An 18,148-nucleotide genomic window follows, 5' to 3' on the forward strand; every position below is an offset into this window, starting at 1 on the left:
CCTCTATAACCACTTTAGTAACTGGGGAACCACAAGTAGGACAGAATTTATCGTCTTCTTTTAACTTTATTCCGCATTTACTACAATAAGGCAGAATTTTTTCACCTATATAAAGTAAAATGAATTTTATATAAAAAAATTCTTATTACGTTATCTTGTAAACGAACATGGGTTTTGCAAGGAAATTTATCATTATTTTCAAAATAATATTAAATTTTATAATTCTACCTATAAGTTTGATCCTATCCTTTAACTTACAACCAAAGTATGTTCCTTTTCCATAAGATGGATAAGGACCACAATAAATTCCACATGAAGACACTAAGTTTATTATCCTATCCCTTATAATCAATCTTTTGTATTGGAAAAAAAAATAAAAATTTATTCGTCAAATATGGAGTCGGAAATGCTTAAAGTTCCAAAAGAATCTAAAGAAGCGGTAAAGGTAGAAAAAGCGATAGAAGAAGCCCAAGAAGAGACAAAAGTGATAGCGATACTTCCTTCTAAAAATGAAGATAAAACTATAGGTCAATGTATAGAGACGGTAAAGAAGAGTAAGTACCATCCAACTGTAATAGTAGCAGATGGTCATTCTACAGACAAAACTAGGGATATAGCAGAAGAAGCTGGAGTTAAGGTCGTTATATCTCCTAGAAGGATACACCCTGGCAAGGGTCTAGCCATGAAGACTGGCCTACAAGCGGCTTTGAAGGAAAACCCTGACATAGTTCTTTTTATGGACGCTGACCTAGAAAACCTTACGAGTGAATGGGTCGATAAGCTTGTAGACGGCATCATCGTAGACGGATTCGATATGACCCGAGGCTCTTACTACAGGGCCCCTAGAGATGCTGCCGTAACAAAACTTGTAGCAAAAAGACTCCTTTGGGTATTCTTCCCAGAAATTTCCCACTTCGATCAACCTTTAACTGGAGAGGTAGCAGCTAAGACACAGGTATGGCAGGAAATGTTAAATGGAAAATTACCCGACGGCTGGGGAATTGATGTTACAATGTTAATAGAAACGGAGATGATGGGTTACAGGATAAAGGAAGTGTACCTTGGCTACAAGCAACATAGGTCTTATAGGCGATATAGTGAAGATCCAGGAAAGCTTGGGAGGATGGCAGAGCAGGTGGCTATCGCAATTCTCAAGCTCGCAAAGAAGCATGGAAGAATCGACAATATTGACAATATTCATTGCTAGCAAGATAAAAGATGTTGATTGATACTTAATCGATATTAGATAGCTAACTAATTTTCTACCATAAAAAAGTAGGGGAAATTATTATTCATTTAAGAGCCATTTAAATGAATATAATTTTTTTATATACCTTTAATTTTATTTTCTCGATATGAAGATACTTCCTGAAATAAAGAGACGTAAAAGTGCCCTCGTTTTCAAGGAAGAAGATGTAGAAAAGGAAAAGATCGATGCAATTATTGAAGCTGCGAGGTGGGCACCCTCCTGTGCTAACAATCAGTCTTGGAATTACGTTTTTGTGCATAAAACTGATTCGACACGTAAAAATCTAGAAGATGCATTATCAATCGGTAATGGATGGGCGAAGAAGGCCCCATACTTAGTTGCTGTTGGGGCTGATCCTGATAAAGATTGTAAAAACAACGATATTCCGTATTACGCGTATGATGCAGGATTGAGTGTGATGAACCTTACAATAGAAGCTGAACACCAAGGACTTCGTGTCCATCAGATGGCTGGTTGGAAAGAAGAAAAAGTAAAGAAAGCTTTGGAATATCCTGGTAAATACAGAGTTATTGTGGTTTTTGCTATAGGATACGAGTCGGATGTAAAGGAAATCTGGGATCGATTAGAAGAAAAGATTAAAGACAAACTAGCTAAGCCAAGGAAAAGAAAACCTTTAAGCGATAATTTCTTTTTTGTCTCCTTTGGTAAAGTTGGTTATAATGCGGGCGCATAAAAAAGCCTTTAGGGATTTCTACACCTATTATAAAGAAAATTGCTTTTTAAATGCAAATATTCTTCTAACTCAAGCCATCTAAGAAAGCTCGGACGTTACTTCCAAGGACTTTATGGTTGTAACCTCCTTCTAAGACAGCGTAGACCCGTCCTTCACATTTTTTTCCAGCATTCTCCTTAAGAATTTCACCTATTATTCTATAATCTTGAGTGCTTAGCAAACCTCCCCAATCTTCCTGATGCCTATCAAACCCGGCTGAGACAGATATTATATCGTAATTTTTTTCTGATCTGAGAAAATCGTTTAAGGCTTCCAAACTTTTGTTAAAGGGTAAATGGAAATATTTTACATTATTAACTGTGCGAAATATATTGTCCGTTCCATCCCCAAAGTGCAAATCAAAGTCAACAATTACTACGTTTTTTATAATCTCATATTGAATTAATTTTTGAACAGATATTGCTAAATTATTAAAATAGCAGAATCCCCAGCTTGAATCTCTACTTGCATGATGTCCAGGTGGCCTTATTAGTCCAAAAGCAGGCTCTCCACTCATAGTTATCTCAGCAGCCTTTATAGCGCCTCCAACTGCTAATAAGGCAACTTCATAGATAGTTTTTTGGCTTTTTACGAATCGTATATGTTTAGATGAATGTATCGAGCTTAAATTTTCATCAGTTGCAGGTATCGCACTGATGAAATCATATCGATCTTTAATAGCTTCACGGATGCTCTCAATTCTACCAGATTCAGCAGCAGGGTCGTGTGTATAAACCTCGCAGTAACGCTCATGGTAAACTACCTTCATAGCCATTATTCACAATTATAAAATGACGATATTGTACAATTTATATGATTTTGACATCGTTAAAATATAAGATAATTTATCGACAGTTCAATCAAACGGAACTTAATATTTCTAAAATATCTTTGTTCTTTTGTAAAAATAAAGTGGACCGGACGGGATTCGAACCCGTGATCTCCGCCTTGCGAAGACGGCGTCACTACCAGACTGGACTACCGGCCCGAATTTAATAAATATTGTTAGATTAATAATGGCTTCCTTGGCGCACAGCGCTTATATCGTCATCCCGAAATAGGTCAGTTCGCCCGTCGAACGAACGCTGAACGCCATTAAGACCAAATAAGATATTCCTCAAGTATCTATTAATTGTTTTTCAAGAAACATATAGTTGGTGGATATTGATATTATTTTAATAAAATGTTCTTTTTGTAATGCTTTGAAAAAAGCCTTTTGATAATAGTTTTACTTCAATATTTAAGACTAATTAATATATATAGATTATATAGTGAAATAGAGATAAAATAGAATATTGAGGTAAGAGATATATTTCTACTCTTTTGAAGATGCCTCAGAGGTTTAATTTGCAACGCAATGCGATAATAGCTGTATTGGCTATTGTGGTTATAGGTGTCGTTGCATATCAACTATCACAGGTACCAAGAGGATTAATTTGCGCAGGATCAACAACAGTACTGCCGATAACTCAAGAATGCGCCCGCCTCTTTATGGAAAAAAATCCAGATGCAAGAATCTCAGTAAGTGGAGGAGGCTCAGGTACGGGAATACAGCAGGTTGGAGACGGTTACATAGACATAGGAGCAGCTTCTAGAGACTTGAAGATATCTGAGATAACTAAATGGCCAGACTTGCAAACAGTTGCTATCGGAAAAGACACTATAGTGATTATTGTTCATCCAAACAATTCAATAGATGATCTAACATTAGAACAAATCGCGAAAATCTTCGCTGGAGAAATAACTGATTGGAGCGAAGTTTTAGGCAATAACGCCCCGATTAATTTGATTACAAGAGAAGAAGGTTCTGGTACAAGGGGTATATTTGAAGAAATTGTTATGGAGCCCTTTGAAAAAGAGATAGCTGGAGAAGCTTTAGTTAAACTATATAACGGTGAAGTGAGGGCAGCTGTTGCAACAGACGAGAATGCTATATCATATCTCTCACTAGGATACCTAGATACCACGGTAAAAGGAATTACGATAGACGGTGTCGAGGCTAATATTGAGAACATCCTTTCCGAGGATTTTCCAATAATCAGAACTCTTTGGCTAATAACAAAAGGTACGCCTAGTTCATTGGAACAAGATTTTCTTGATTTTATCCTGAGTGATGAGGGACAGGAAGTTGTAGAAGAATTCGGATATATCAAGGTGAAATAAAATTTCTAACCTCTTTTTAAAGAAATAGGTGTTTGTTCAAGGTGAAGAAAAATTAAAGGCATAGAAGAAAAAATTATAGAAAAGATTCTACTTTTTACTGCAACTTCTTCAATCCTTGTAGTGTTGTTTATAATTGCATTCTTGTTAGTCGAGGGATGGTCTGCCATAAACTTAGATTTTCTATTCGGTTTAACGTGGCATCCATCCAATAACGAATTTGGAATTTTGCCCATAATTATCAGCACCATCATCGTTGGAGTTGGTGCAGTCTTGATTGCATTAGTAATAGGTGTCCCTTGTGCTATTTTCCTTGCAGAATTCGCTCCAAATTGGGTTAGGAATATAATCAAGCCAAGTGTTGAGATGCTCGTTGGAGTTCCTTCAATCGTGCTTGGATTTTTTGGATTGATGTTGATCGTTCCATTTATCAGGGATAATTTAGGAGGAAGAGGAGAATGCATTCTTGCTGGATGGATAATTCTCTCAATAATGACTTTGCCACATGTAATAACCATATCTGAAGACGCGATAAGAGCAGTTCCAAAATCTTATCGAGAAGCATCTCTTTCTCTTGGCGCAACAAAATGGCAGACAGTCAGGAACGTAACTTTGACAAGTGCTAAGTCAGGAATACTAGCTTCTCTTATTTTAGGCATGGGGAATGCTATAGGAGAGACTATGGCAGTCTTGATGGTAATAGGTAACCCAAACATACCCATAATTCCAACATCCATTTTAGATAGTGTCAGGGTATTAACATCAACTATAGTTATGGAGATAAGTTATGTAGAGTGGGGCTCCCAACATCAGTATGCATTATTTGCGATAGGAGTTGTTTTGTTTGTTTTAGTTGCCATCATCAACTTGATGGCAAGATCTGCAATACAAAGAGGGATGATGAAACGATGAACGAACAAACAAAAGAAGGGATAGTAAAAATCTTTCTATGGATTACTGGTATTATATCTGTGTTCGTCCTACTATCGATAATTTTCTATGTATTTGTAAATGGAGTAGGTGTGATAAGCCTTGAGTTCTTAACGGGTAAACCATATCGTTTTGAATATGGAGGAATATTACCCCAGATAGTTGGGTCTTTATTTCTCATTACAATCTGTTTGCTATTCGCCGCTCCTATCGGTATAGGTTCAGGGATATATCTTGCTGAATATGCATCTGACAACCTTTTTACTAAGATAATAAGGTTCTTTGTAGAAACGCTTGCAGGCATTCCCTCCATTATAATAGGAATGTTTGGGCTGGCTTTTTTGGTCCATTACCTTTTTGGATTTTCTGTACTTTCTGGTGGTCTTGCATTAGGATTTATGATCCTTCCATGGACGGTCAGAGTATCTGAAGAAGCTGTAAGGGCAGTTCCAAAATCTTATCGAGAAGCATCTCTTTCTCTTGGCGCAACAAAATGGCAGACGGTATGGAACGTCGTCTTGAAAAGTGCAACTCCTAGCATAATAACGGGGGTACTTTTAGGTATTGGAAAGGCGATAGGTGAGACCGCTGTAGTTTTACTAACGGCTGGCTCTGGACTTGAAGCGTTTTTACCAATCTCGATATTCGACGCCGTTGGCTCTTTACCAGTTTATATTTACATGTTGGCAACACAAGGCCATACTTCTGCCGCTTTTGATAGAGCATATGGTGCTTCACTTGTTCTGATCACTATGTTTTTAATAATAAATTTAGGAGCTCTTTTTTTAAGAAATTACCTTATTAGGAGGCAAAGATAAAATATGAGTGATTTCAGTAAAGGCTATAGAAGATTTTTATCAGATTTGTATGAGTCAGCTCAATTATCAAATAGTGTTAAAATAGTGAAAGATAAGAAAGAAACTAACGCTTATATGGTGAAAGATAAAATAAATATTAAAAAGCTAAATGTTTGGTTTTCTGAAAGACACATCCTTAAAGACTTAAGTTTTATTATAAAAAGTAACAGCGTCACAGCTATAATGGGTCCATCAGGATGTGGAAAGACAACTTTCATAAGGGCCTTAAATAGAATGAATGAAATTATCGAAGGATGCCGCACAACTGGAGAAGTGTTTCTTGATGGAATTGACATATATAGCGAAAAGATGAACGTTTTTGAGCTTAGAAAAAGGGTGGGCATGGTCTGCCAAAAACCTAACCCATTTCCTAAATCAGTCTTTGAGAATGTTTCATATGGATTGAGAATTCATAACATTACTAATGGAGAGAAGCTTGAGGAGGACGTAAAACAAGCTTTAATGGAAGCAGCACTTTGGGATGAAGTCAAGGACAGATTGAGCGAATCAGCTCTTAGGCTTTCAGGTGGACAGCAACAGAGATTGTGCATAGCTAGGGCATTAGCTGTGAAGCCAGAAGTCATACTTTTTGACGAACCTTGCTCCGCACTCGACCCCACTGCAACAACAAAAATTGAAGACTTGATACGAAGGCTGAAGGAGAATTACACAGTAGTAATAGTTACTCATAATTTACAACAAGCTGCAAGGGTTTCTGATATGGTAGCCTTCCTATATTTAGGAAAACTTATTGAGTACGGAAGGACAAAAGATGTATTCCTAAATCCAAAGAGTGAACTCACAGAAAGATATATCACAGGCAAGTTTGGCTAAGATTTTTTTCCTGAAAATAACAGTTCTGATTTTTAGGGTATTGTGAACACTTTTGTATATCCATAACATTTTAAAAGCTCCTAAAGTCTAGTCCCTCTCAAGCCGTAGTTCACTGACCCTGTAGTACTACGGTATCAATGGCCGCCGTGGTGCAGTGGTAGCACAGGGGCCTGTGGATCTATGTAGAAAGCCCTTAGCCCGGGTTCGATATAAATACGAAAATCCCGGCGGCGGCCTTGAATGTTAATAAAGGGATTTAACTCATAGAATTAAATAAAAAACAAATCAAAGCTGAAAGTTGAAGATCAATCGATACGAACTTAGTATGTATATAAAAAAATGGGTTATTGCGGAATTAATGATAACTTTCCTTTTAGAACTATTAAGTTCTTATGCAGTCACTCTTCTTAGATGATGATCCTTGAACTTGTTGACATGTGATACGGCTTTGCCAACTTGGACGAAATGCTTGCCACAATCGCATTCATACTCGAAGGAGGCATCGTGGGGATTATCTTCTTTTTTACTCATTATTCACCTACCTTGGCTTCCGATCCCAATCATCTAATATTTTAGCTTTTTGGAGATCAATTTTCAAATTTTTATAAATTGGGAATCAATCGAAGTAATACCGATGATATGTGATTTATTCTAGTATCTTTTCAAAGTATGAGATAAGCATAAATGACTTCAATATTAAGGCTCCTTATTTCAGAAGCAAATTAAAAATGATGCTAGAATGAATTTCTCACTCTTAACTTTATGTTCTTTGTCTTTCTAAAACACTTCCTTTATTATAAAGAGAAAGTAATTTTAATTTAATTTAAAGTATAGGTAATCGTATAACATAATGAAAGGGTGTAATAGTATCCAAATAACTGTTGATTCACGTGAACCTGGCTACATATTGGCACTACTTCTCCAGCGGGGCGTGGATGTAGAGAGAAGGATGATTACTCCAGGCGACTATGTTATATCATCTGAGTGTGCAATTGAAAGAAAGACCATTGGAGACTTCGTGAACTCCATATATACGGGTAGACTCTTCGAACAAGTAGATAGTTTAAAAGAAGCATACTTGAAGCCATTGGTCATACTAGAGGGAGATATCGGACTAGAGTTAGAAGAGATGAAGAATCCAGGGGCATTTTGGGGCGCTATTCTTAGAATCGAAGTAGACATGAGTGTACCTATAATAACCACGCCAACTTTCTTCCATACAGTTGACGTTTTATGCACCCTTGCGAAAAGGCTTCAAAAAAAGTTAGTGAAGAGTATACATATCCAGCACAAGCCGAGACTAATGACCGAGAAAGATTGGCAGATTTACGTTGTATCAAGCCTACCTAATGTAGGAAATGAGTTATCGAGACGCCTCCTAAAACGTTTCAAGACCATAAGAAATATCTTTCAAGCAAGTGTACGTGATCTGGAGAGGGTCAAAGGTATCGGGGGAGCCAAGGCTAAAAAGATAATCAAACTCCTTGACATTCAGTATAGTGTTGATGAATGATTGCCTTTTTTTATATAGTAACAGATTCTAAAGTGCTTAAAAACTGATTTTCTATCTTGTTATGATATTCAAAGTGGTCATTAGGATCTTTCAATAAGACATAGAGCCAGTAGATCCCGAATATGCCAAAAGTTATTATTGTAAGAATTAGATAGAGAACAAAGCTTCTGTTAGGCAAAGTTACCAATCTTCTGGGTATTGAAAACGTTATATCACATTTGTTCAATGCTTTGTTTATATCCTCCCAAAATCCATCTTCTCTTCTTTCATGTTTGTAGAAATCTCCCATCAGAAAGTAGCGGACATACCAGTCTGCAATGAATATGATTGCTGATAGAATAGCCCAAAGCGCAGCACTTTTCTCGGTTTCTTCAGCCCTAACTTCCCTCACTGTTCTTTCACAAGACGCTAACTCGAGATCTATGTTAACTCCTTTTTTTGCCGCTATTGCTTTAACTGCAGCAATGATATCATCGAAGAGAAAAATCTGTCTTTTAAAGTGAGTATTGCGTCTCTGAACAAGCTTGTAAATGAGTATTATAGAAACTATAAAAGCAATTATCATTATTATAGGTAATAAAATAGTGAACATCAGAAGCGATAATGAAGGACCTATAGGGGTTGGTCCTGGACCAATAATCACCTCTGTGAAAGCAAAGTAGAAGAATATGCTAAATAGAAATAGAATACCTGCGATGATGGGAGCGATATATACAAGTAGCCAAGCGTTCGACATCATTGTATCAGTCTCAACATGCATCCGAATGTCTTTTCTTATGTTTTCAATTTCAACAGTCAATTGTAGTAGAGTAGTATCAGATTCTATTAATAAGATTTTAGGTGTTTTTCTAAAAATGAAAATTTAAAATAATAAGATAGTCAAACAACTTGGGAAAAACCCTGCAGATTTTACAATGATAAATGTCATTCTACTTATACCATTTCTTCTACTAAGATTTCCTTTTATTCATCTTGGATTTTTGGGCCAAAAGGACAAGAAGCATCAGGTCCTAGCCAGTCTCCATGTGTGATGAATGCAGTGTATCTACAACCTCCGCATATATCGTTGTATGTACATGTTTTACAAGAACCTTTAAGCGCTTTTCGGTTTCTAATATAACTCAATAATTCATTATGAATCCAGATTTCTTCTAGGCTTTGTTCAAGAAGATTGCCCAGTTTTATTGGGGCAGGAACGCAGGGAATTAGGTCTCCCGAGGTGGTGAGACCTGCATAAGTTAAGCCAGCTGAGCATCCACCGAAACCCGTTGCAAGCTTCTTCACAATCTTGGAAACTTCTCCTCCAAATTTCTCTTGAAACATCTTTTCGTGACCTGACAGGGCTTCACTTACTGTGAAAACTTTACCTTTTGAACGTTCATATCCGAGTCGAGAATAATAAGTCATTCCTCGGGCATAACATTGCATGCCGAATCCCTCTATTACACTCTTGTAGAACTTATTGTACAATACTTCAAGAGCCTCTATCTTCTCTCTTGGAGTCACGTCAAGATAAAATGCTTCTATTCCACGACCAGCAGGTATAAGGCGGTTTAGATAAAATCTAGTCGCTCCAAGCCTCTCTGCTAGGTCCATGGTTTTTTCTAATTCATTAACGTTCTCTGAGTGCAGTGTCATAGTAACGGCCAACTCATCGAAGCCCTCAGAAGAACAATTTCTTATTCCTTCAATAGTTGATTTAAAACTTCCAGGTTTATTTCTCAAGAAATCATGTGTTTTAGCCGTTGCACCATCTAAACCTATCTCTATCCTTTTAATACCCACCTTAGCAAGCCTTTTCGCTACTTCAAGAGTTATCAGAGTTCCGTTGGATGCAATTGTACATAACATGCCATTGTCATTAGCTCTTTTAATCACATCAAAAACATCTTTGCGAAGTAGAGGTTCTCCTCCCGATAAGGTTAGTATAACTACTCCTCCATCGCTCATATTATCTACTACTTTGTAAGCTTGAAGAGTAGTTAGTTCTTGATGAGAAGACTCTGGTGAAGAATCTTGATGACAGTGTAAGCAGTTAAGATTACATCTGTTAGTAAAGTTCCAAACAATAACTATTGGAGCACCTGTTGGCTGTGGATACCTTATTCCGAAATTCGCAATTCCCTTCACCACGCTAAGTATGCATTTTTTGATAAGGGGGTCTCTCATTAGTCGTTTTCTTTTATTACCATCTACTCTAAGACTGAAGAATAAAAGACGAATTAAAGGTGTTATAGCTTTTAATGTTAGTAAGCAACTTTCACAAAGAAGACTTGATGAGCAGCCTTCAAACGCTGAAAGCAATCGCTCTTGTCCACATTTTTCACATTTATATGTCAAATACCGAGCGAGAGCTTTCCAAATAGGGTTGAAGAATAGAGTTAAAGAATGGTCACCGTCAGGCATTTTAATCATTTAGTATCCCAATCCATTCTTCGTAATTGTATATTACGGCTCATTTACCTATTTTATATATCTGTTTGACTATAACAATAGATAAATCAAATATTTCCCTAAACCTTATTAAAAAGGACGGTCAGAGATGGAGAGATTATGAAGGTTGTAATCCATACTGATTCATTGTCTAAGCATTATGGCAAGGGTGGTGAGATTAAGGCAGTAGATGAGTTAGATCTGGAAGTTTATGAGGGAGAAACTTTCGGTCTTTTAGGTCCAAATGGGGCAGGTAAGACAACGACCGTTCGCTTGTTAAACTGTATAATAAAGCCGACAAGGGGTACAGCCTCCGTGAACGGTTATGACATCCTCAAAGACGAAACAGAAGTGAAGAGAGTCACAGGCTTGCTTGCTGAATCTCCAGGATTATACGAGAAGCTTAGCGCTTATGAATTTCTGGAGTTCATGGGAGCCCTTTACGATGTTCCCAAAAATATTATGCCTGAAAGGATAGATGACCTACTAAAGCTATTCGGACTTTATGAGAGACGTGACTACCTGCTTGAAGGCTACAGCCGAGGTATGAAACAAAAGATTTTGATAGCAGCGGCTCTGATTCATGATCCTCCTATTCTTTTCTTTGACGAACCTACCTCTATGCTAGACCCCCGCGCTGCTCTAATGGTGAAGGATCTGATAAAGGGATTAGCAGACAAGGTAGGGAAGACCATCTTCATCTGTAGCCATATTCTACCAATCGTGGAGGAGTTATGTGATAGAATAGGTATAATCAACCAAGGCAAACTCATCGCTTTAGGCACTATAGATGAAATCATTAATCAGACAAAAACGAATACATTGGAAAGGGCTTTCATCGCTATAACAGGGGGAGTGGAGGAGAAGGAGCTATTGGCGTGGAGGGAGCAGAGAGGTGCTAGTGCCTAAGTGGCTTCTGATCGCAAGGAATGAATATCGCATCCGCACAAGTAGAATACGGAAGATAAGACCCTATTTCCCCTATCTGGTTATAGGGCTACTAGCGGTTTATGTGGCTTTTCTTGCTCCAGCATTCATCGCTATGTTCATCGATGACATTATCGCTTTCATACTATCCCAAGCTGCTGTAGCCATGGTACAGATAATACTATTCCTGATCTTTTTTTATTTCATTATAATTCCAATCAGCAACACGTTAAAGGAAGTACAGACCGAGCAGCAAGAAATCTTTCTTGCATCTCCTGTCAAGCCGAGCGATGTTCTGTTAGGTGAGTTTCTGGGCGTAATGCCTTTCTATACCATCGCTGCTGTGGTGATCATTGGCCTTTTCACATCTATTCTAACTCCTATGGGGCTGGATTTAGCTCAGATAGCGATAATAATAATGATCTTCATCATCACTTTTTTTTCCTCTCTATGGATCGGCACTGTAATAGCTGCCATCCTTAGAACAAAGTTTGGAAAAACAGCCCGTGGAAAAGATATTGGAAAGGCCCTTAGCCTAATCATCGCTTTACCCATGATAGCAGTATTATATGCAATTATGGGCGGAGGTTTGCTTGAAGCACTTGCCGATCCTGGGACAAGTGGTTTGGTCACAACCATTCTTGGTTTGTTACCTAGTTCTTGGGGAGCAGAAGTCATAATCGGCTTTGCATCCAACCCAGGAAACATCGCCGCCGTGGGATTCGAGACTTTTACTCGTTTTGGGGGTCTTATAGCATTCTTTATAACGGTGTTTTGGTTGGGCGTAAAAGCTGCTAATCGTGCATACAGCCTTGAACCCACCACCTTTATAGCTTCAAGGGTTAAACCGGACGGTATTTTCTATAAAACCATTAAATATCTTGGTGGAGGGAGATCTTTTGGCACCCTCTTAGTATCTACCTTCAAGACGTATGGTCGAAGGCTACAAAACCTTTCGTATATCGCCTATGCCGTTGGTTTACTCGTTTTGGTAACCATCTTTTTCACGCAGCCTGACTATCCTGAGGATGCCCTTATAATGGGCATATTCTTGTTTCCACTCCTTGCAGCGTTTGTGGCTAGCGATGTGACGCTCAGAGGAAAGGATACTCTCTTCATATATCGAAAAACACCTAACGGTGTCGGAAGATTTGTTAAGGCGAGGTTGGTACAAGGTTGGCTAATCGTAGTTCCGATCGCTGCTGTGACTACAGCTGTCTCAACAATCTTAATTCCCCAAACCACCTCTATTTCTTTATTGGTTAACACCGGATTAATGATGCTATTCGTTGCAGCGAACGTGGTTTTCGCTATTGGTCTATTCCTCTTAAATCCAGTCTTCTCGGACAAGTCAGGAACTTTTGTATTTAATATCTTCATAACCCCTAATATTTGGCTCGTACTTTTCATAGTTTCTCTTATTATTTTTGACCTCGGACTATTGGATTCGCTATCTTATTTCATGATACCTATAAGTTGGATACTAGGAATTATATTCCTTTATCTTGGAAAAAGGAATATGAGTAGAATCGAATAACGAGAAATCATCAATGAACCTATCTAGGATTCCTAATCCACTTATCGTTATGATGGTTACAATAATATATCAGTTAAAAGATTGTTAATGAGTCTAGGGTATGTTCCATGTTTTTCTTTAGGAATTGTCTAGGACCATATCTTAGGACCCTATGTAGTATAGTATTTGTATATATAGAGAGAGTAAGGATTTGACAACGAAAAAACAGATAAAACAAACAAAACAAAGGTAAACAAGAGACGAACAAAGGTGAACAAGAGCTTACCATAAGTAAAACAAGAAATCCTTGATTTAGTGGATAAATTCATTAGCCTAGAAAATGTTCATGGCTACATACCTATTGTGGGTTATTAATAAATGAGTCCAATAATAATAGATATCAGTTATTTCTACAAATTAGGAATATGAAAAAGTTTGTAATTGATTTATCTAAAAGAGCTGGAAATTTTTTACTTATAAATTTTCGTAAAGATTCTGATCTTTTTAGATTAAGGGGAACTAGTAAAGAAATTGTCACGAAATATGATAAAATGTCAGACGAGATGATCTTAAAAGCTCTTATTAAGAAATTTCCAGAATATAATATAATAACTGAAGAGAGTGGTATTAGAAATAAAAACTCTGAATTTACTTGGATTGTAGACTCATTAGATGGAAGTAGCAATTTCGCTGCTGGCAATCCATTTTTTTCAATATCTATCGCTCTTTTACATTATGATAAGCCAATACTAGGCGTTTCTTATGCTCCTTTTTTAAAAGAACTTTTTGTGGCTGAAGAAGGAAAAGGCTCTTTGTTGAATGGAAAAATCATACATGTATCAGATATCGAAAAACTTGAAAAAAGTTATTTTGTCTGGTGTGAAGGTGCTGGAAGTAATTTACGTATGAGTAAAATTAACTCAGTTCTGCACCCGATAATAAAAGATTTACGTAAATTAGGTTCTGGTTCATTAGAATGCGCTTGGGTTGCTTCTGGTAGAGCAGAAGCTTATGTAACAACACAAATAGACCCCTGGGATGTCGCAGCAGGTGTTATATTAGTTTTAGAAGCTGGAGGAAAGGTTACAAATTTTAAAGGAGATGATTGGAAACATGTAAGAACTGATTTCATTTCTTCTAATACGAAAGTTCACAATGATATCCTTGAAATTATGAAAAATATAGAGTAACTACTCTATGAGTATCAGGTTCAGCTTTATCTTGAGAAGGCTGTTTAGTTTCAATGTTAGATTGACAAGTTTTGGCTTCACCTTTATCAACTTCTTTGCTCTTTGGTTTTAAAAGAACCGCAATAACAATTAAAATACCAAGAAAGATGATGATTGTAAAAGTGTAACGAGTTAACGAATCTACTTTGTTAAAGTAAAATGGATTATCGTAAATTGTAAAAATTAGGGATATTATTCCAAAACCAATTAGAAACATACCAAATACGAACGTTCTCCAAAGATTTGATGATTTTTCCTTTATTCGTGAAATACACATTATTTCATTTCTTAGTTGGTTACATTTTTAAAACTATGGTGTTATGTTTTTGTAATTTTCGCAGTCCGTATCGAGGTTGATTGAGGATTTGCTTTTACAAGTTTATTTTCTCAAAAGTATACACATAGTTAATATACACCATTTTGAGAAAAATGTAGGTATAAGAGAGAAGAATTATTTTTATAAAGATTTAATTTCATTCCTCTCTATTTTCTTCATAAATGTTAAAGATAGAGTCAGATAGACTGGTTCCCGTTGACTGGGATTATTATACAAAAGAAATTAGCCGTGGGTTCAATCTAACTCTAAAGTGGATCGTTGCAAGAAATCTTCTCGAACTTACTAGATTGCTTACCAACCCATCAGATTGCCCTACATTCGCAAGATTATGGTATGGGGTTAAAGCCGAAGATATGGTTGTAAGACAACAAATGTTTGCTATGCAGACCATAGCTTCAACCATTGAACTAACTGAAAACTTCGCTGCGATGTGCTTTGCTTACGCTGAAGCAGTTAAGAATGGGGCTAAATTTTTACCTTTACTCTTAAGAGACTTTGGCAACAAGAAGAAAGCAAAACAATATCGAGGCACAAGCATTAATTGGTCTTTTGGCACAGCTAATAAACTTTTTAATGAAATGTTGAAGTCTGGAAATGCTTTGAGAAAGTATTTAGCTTGTCAAGACGAATCTTTAGGCGCCCTTGGATTTAAGAGAAATGTAATCAAAAAGATTGTTGAATTCAGGGAGAAATATGGAATTTGGTATAACAAATTCAAGCATACTAATTCTGTTTGGGCATTCAAGGGACTTTTTAACGTTCCTGGAATTTTATCAATTCTTCATCGAATACCTGATCACCTTAAATGGTCAAACAAGAAAGTCACTTTCAAAGACGAACCTATCTTCGAATCGATCACAAAAGACGAAAGCGCAGTGCTAGGGATTAGAGTATCACACCTTCAAATAGACTCATTTCTTACTGCATATCAGAATCTTGATGATGTAGCAGTTATATTGGGTCTCTTAGAAGATTTTTGGCAACCAATAAAGGAAAAACAACATAATGCTCTTTTTAGGACCACCATAAGTGAATAATATGGTAATTGAAGTGTCAGAACTAAAGAACTTGGTCCATAATGCCATTAGGAAAACGATCAACAAGTTCAGGGAATATCCTTATCTCTTCAGGTCTTTCCGTTAACGCTTTATGTGCCGAAGGCACTCAAAGGGTTATGCCGAGGGTGGGATTTGAACCCACGACACTCCGGTCTTCAGCCGGATGCTCTCCTTCGCCTTTTTAAATCAGGCTGAGCTACCTCGGCACGGTTCTGGGGAGCTAGATTTACTTATTAAATTTATATTTTAAAGAACTAATATAAAATTCTTGTAAGTTTTTTATTATATCAATTTGATAAGAAGGTGTAGAAAGCAGGACTTAACTCAAGTATTAAATATTGAGAGAATTTCATTTAAATATCCATATAATCGCTGTACTTTTCTCTATTTCTTGATGAGAGAACCTGAAGGGTTTTCTGTATATGAAGAGAAAGGTCGCGTTGTAGGGTACATAATTACTTCTGTAATAGGTGATAAAGGCACCATAATATCGATAGCTGTAATACCGGAACTCAGGAGAAGGGGTATCGGTAGTAATCTACTTAGAGAGAGCTTTAATTTCCTTTCTAAAAAGGTCAGAAAGGTAGATCTCCAGGTAAGGTCGAATAATCAAGGAGCTATCAATTTCTATAAGAAATTCGGTTTTAGAGAGGTCGGTCTAATTTGTAACTATTATCCAGATGGTATGGACGCGTTGGTTATGTCCAAAAATAATTAAAGGTATGTGGTAAGTAAGTAAGGATACTTTTTGTATAAGAGCTTTTCTAGACTCGTTCTAAGCTGAAGATCGACATCATCTTGATTAGATAAAAGGTTTAATGGCTTGTTGGGGTAAAGTATGGGTCCTTGAAGTGCTAGTTTACCAGTTATCTTATTGAAGGGTACTGGTTTCGTACCAATTATCTTGCTTATCAGGCTCTCCAAGTTCCTATTATCACTGAACGCTTTTATCGTCTTAGCCTCAAGCTTTTTAGGGACTGGTCTAAAACCAAACTGATATGGCTTAAAACTATTTAGTACATCTTTATCATCAACTATATCAGAGATACCAAAACCTACCAATTCATATGGTTTAACCCGCTCCTCTTTTATGAACCAAACATCCTTTCCTTGTAAAACTATAGTGTCATAATATCCTCTTTGATCTCTCCTGACGAGGACATGCCATCCTCTCGGCTTCTTGTTATACCGTCTGAAGATCTCCTTTTTTATGTCGCTTGATGGTAGCATTAAATAAACTCCATTTAAGTTGTTTTTATCTTTTTAAGAAATTTTTTAATATATTATTCAGCTCAATTTCTGTAAGGCTTTAAGGCGCTCCACTATATTGGGGTGAGTTGAAAATAACTCTAGAATCTTATCCGTTGTGCTAAGCTTTCTCGAAATTATACCCTCAACAAGTTGTTGATCTGCCGAATAACCTGAAATCTTTGCTATATCTTGATAATCCTTCTCAGCCCTTTCTGGGTCTGCTATGAATAAGGATCGAAAGCTACTAGAAGAGCCTGCTTTTTGACGTGAACGACGCTTTATATTTGCGCTATAGTTAACGATCTTTGCCAGTGCCTCGGATAACTTACGAGCACCATCATCTACCACTGAGACACTATGCCTATCAGCGTAATACTCTCTTAATCTACTTAATCCTAAAACGAAAAGTGATAATATCCAATAAATTGCCATACAAACGATTCCTATTAATATAGTAGCACCCCCATCCCCATCTCTTCTACCACCACCAAACATACCTGAAAGCATTAGAGAATATCCTATAAAGTAAAAGATTGCTGGTAAAACTGAGGCGAACATCATTATCTGAACATCCCTATGTTTAAGGTGACCTAGTTCATGTCCGATAACGGCCTCTACTTCTTCTTCTTCAAGCGTCTCCAATAAAGTCTCAGTAACTGCTACCTTCTTACCTGTTATAGGCGAACCATAAGCGAAAGCATTTGGGATAGGGATTTTTGCAAGCATTAGCTTCGGCATTTTTATTTTTGTTTTTTGACTGAGATTCCTGACCATGCTGTAGAGTTTTGGATTTCCACTTTCTGTAACTGGTTTGACTTTGTACATAGCATCAATGATATAAGGTGCAATAAGCCATTGAATAAGATTGAAAGCAACTACTATTACTATCAGCGCAGTAATGTCCAACCCTCCCATAAAGGTCAGTATAATTCCGAAGAAGAGAGAAGAGAGGGCAATCAGGAAGGCTAGAGTACCTATCATGGATAAACGAAGTTTAAGGAGACTCATTTAATCACCTATTGATAAAAAAGACTTGTGTGTTATTATGATTTTTATTATTATCGATACTCAATAAATAGTTTATGGTTCTTCATCGAGAGAGCTTAAATAAATCTGTAAAA

At 37.0% G+C, this 18,148-nt stretch carries 18 protein-coding genes and 3 tRNA genes; 13 read left to right on the top strand and 8 right to left on the bottom strand.

The genetic code is table 11. The features are described 5' to 3' along the window. The first annotated feature begins 406 nt into the window (after positions 1 to 406). Positions 407 to 1,207, top strand: coding sequence for a glycosyltransferase (locus L6N96_07085; GenBank protein ID MCP8323922.1), 801 nt, complete (start codon positions 407 to 409; stop codon positions 1,205 to 1,207). Positions 1,208 to 1,355: 148 nt separating this feature from the next. After that, positions 1,356 to 1,943, top strand: coding sequence for a nitroreductase family protein (locus tag L6N96_07090; protein MCP8323923.1), 588 nt, complete (start codon positions 1,356 to 1,358; stop codon positions 1,941 to 1,943). Between the two features lie 64 nt (positions 1,944 to 2,007). Here L6N96_07090 and L6N96_07095 read toward each other — a convergent pair whose 3' ends face one another. Continuing rightward, positions 2,008 to 2,751 (bottom strand): hypothetical protein, encoded by a 744-nt coding sequence (locus tag L6N96_07095; protein ID MCP8323924.1) that lies wholly within the window; start codon positions 2,749 to 2,751, stop codon positions 2,008 to 2,010. 144 nt (positions 2,752 to 2,895) lie between these two features. After that, positions 2,896 to 2,970, bottom strand: a tRNA-Ala gene (locus L6N96_07100). Positions 2,971 to 3,329: 359 nt separating this feature from the next. On the opposite strand from L6N96_07100, the gene L6N96_07105 reads away from it, so the two are divergent. Further along, positions 3,330 to 4,145, top strand: a complete 816-nt coding sequence (locus tag L6N96_07105) for a phosphate ABC transporter substrate-binding protein (GenBank protein MCP8323925.1) — start codon at positions 3,330 to 3,332, stop codon at positions 4,143 to 4,145. 5 nt (positions 4,146 to 4,150) lie between these two features. Here L6N96_07105 and L6N96_07110 read toward each other — a convergent pair whose 3' ends face one another. Beyond that, complete coding sequence (locus L6N96_07110) at positions 4,151 to 4,378, bottom strand: hypothetical protein (GenBank protein MCP8323926.1); 228 nt, start codon at positions 4,376 to 4,378, stop codon at positions 4,151 to 4,153. Between L6N96_07110 and pstC the strand changes: the two genes are divergently transcribed. From pstC to L6N96_07135, 5 genes are all read left to right on the top strand, one after another. Then, positions 4,269 to 5,054: a phosphate ABC transporter permease subunit PstC gene (gene pstC, locus L6N96_07115; GenBank protein ID MCP8323927.1), complete on the top strand. Its 786-nt coding sequence runs from the start codon at positions 4,269 to 4,271 to the stop codon at positions 5,052 to 5,054. The two genes, L6N96_07110 and pstC, sit on opposite strands and share 110 nt — an antisense overlap. Further along, positions 5,051 to 5,890, top strand: coding sequence for a phosphate ABC transporter permease PstA (pstA, locus tag L6N96_07120; GenBank protein ID MCP8323928.1), 840 nt, complete (start codon positions 5,051 to 5,053; stop codon positions 5,888 to 5,890). The genes pstC and pstA overlap by 4 nt, the downstream gene beginning before the upstream one ends. 3 nt (positions 5,891 to 5,893) lie before the next feature. Further along, the gene (gene pstB, locus L6N96_07125; GenBank protein ID MCP8323929.1) at positions 5,894 to 6,763 is read left to right on the top strand and encodes a phosphate ABC transporter ATP-binding protein PstB; all 870 of its coding nucleotides are present in this window, start codon (positions 5,894 to 5,896) and stop codon (positions 6,761 to 6,763) included. A gap of 140 nt (positions 6,764 to 6,903) precedes the next feature. Continuing rightward, positions 6,904 to 6,999: transfer RNA gene (locus L6N96_07130), tRNA-His, on the top strand. A gap of 614 nt (positions 7,000 to 7,613) precedes the next feature. After that, positions 7,614 to 8,276 (top strand): helix-hairpin-helix domain-containing protein, encoded by a 663-nt coding sequence (locus tag L6N96_07135; protein MCP8323930.1) that lies wholly within the window; start codon positions 7,614 to 7,616, stop codon positions 8,274 to 8,276. A gap of 10 nt (positions 8,277 to 8,286) precedes the next feature. Here the strand turns inward: L6N96_07135 and L6N96_07140 are convergent, their stop codons facing one another. Further along, positions 8,287 to 9,075, bottom strand: coding sequence for a DUF4234 domain-containing protein (locus L6N96_07140; GenBank protein ID MCP8323931.1), 789 nt, complete (start codon positions 9,073 to 9,075; stop codon positions 8,287 to 8,289). 164 nt (positions 9,076 to 9,239) lie between these two features. Beyond that, positions 9,240 to 10,691, bottom strand: coding sequence for a radical SAM protein (locus L6N96_07145; protein MCP8323932.1), 1,452 nt, complete (start codon positions 10,689 to 10,691; stop codon positions 9,240 to 9,242). A gap of 138 nt (positions 10,692 to 10,829) precedes the next feature. On the opposite strand from L6N96_07145, the gene L6N96_07150 reads away from it, so the two are divergent. The 4 genes from L6N96_07150 to L6N96_07165 all read left to right on the top strand — a co-directional run bounded on the left by L6N96_07150 (position 10,830) and on the right by L6N96_07165 (position 15,755). After that, positions 10,830 to 11,618, top strand: a complete 789-nt coding sequence (locus tag L6N96_07150; protein MCP8323933.1) for an ABC transporter ATP-binding protein — start codon at positions 10,830 to 10,832, stop codon at positions 11,616 to 11,618. Beyond that, the gene (locus L6N96_07155) at positions 11,605 to 13,173 is read left to right on the top strand and encodes a hypothetical protein (protein ID MCP8323934.1); all 1,569 of its coding nucleotides are present in this window, start codon (positions 11,605 to 11,607) and stop codon (positions 13,171 to 13,173) included. The genes L6N96_07150 and L6N96_07155 overlap by 14 nt, the downstream gene beginning before the upstream one ends. Positions 13,174 to 13,577: 404 nt before the next feature. Beyond that, positions 13,578 to 14,342: an inositol monophosphatase gene (locus tag L6N96_07160; protein ID MCP8323935.1), complete on the top strand. Its 765-nt coding sequence runs from the start codon at positions 13,578 to 13,580 to the stop codon at positions 14,340 to 14,342. Positions 14,343 to 14,879: 537 nt separating this feature from the next. Continuing rightward, positions 14,880 to 15,755 carry a hypothetical protein gene (locus L6N96_07165; GenBank protein ID MCP8323936.1) on the top strand — a complete coding sequence of 292 codons (876 nt, stop codon included), beginning with the start codon at positions 14,880 to 14,882 and terminating at the stop codon, positions 15,753 to 15,755. 138 nt (positions 15,756 to 15,893) lie between these two features. Here L6N96_07165 and L6N96_07170 read toward each other — a convergent pair. Next, positions 15,894 to 15,982, bottom strand: a tRNA-Phe gene (locus tag L6N96_07170). Positions 15,983 to 16,068: 86 nt separating this feature from the next. On the opposite strand from L6N96_07170, the gene rimI reads away from it, so the two are divergent. Then, positions 16,069 to 16,494, top strand: coding sequence for a ribosomal protein S18-alanine N-acetyltransferase (gene rimI / locus L6N96_07175; protein ID MCP8323937.1), 426 nt, complete (start codon positions 16,069 to 16,071; stop codon positions 16,492 to 16,494). Here rimI and L6N96_07180 read toward each other — a convergent pair. After that, a complete protein-coding gene (locus L6N96_07180; GenBank protein MCP8323938.1) occupies positions 16,491 to 17,006 on the bottom strand; it encodes a hypothetical protein in 516 nt (171 codons plus the stop codon). The genes rimI and L6N96_07180 overlap by 4 nt on opposite strands. A 57-nt stretch (positions 17,007 to 17,063) precedes the next feature. Then, entirely contained in the window at positions 17,064 to 18,035 is a 972-nt protein-coding gene (gene htpX, locus L6N96_07185; GenBank protein MCP8323939.1) for a zinc metalloprotease HtpX, read from the bottom strand. Positions 18,036 to 18,148: the final 113 nt, after the last annotated feature.

The organism is Candidatus Methylarchaceae archaeon HK02M2 (assembly GCA_024256165.1).
Taxonomy (GTDB): domain Archaea; phylum Thermoproteota; class Nitrososphaeria; order Nitrososphaerales; family JACAEJ01; genus HK02M2.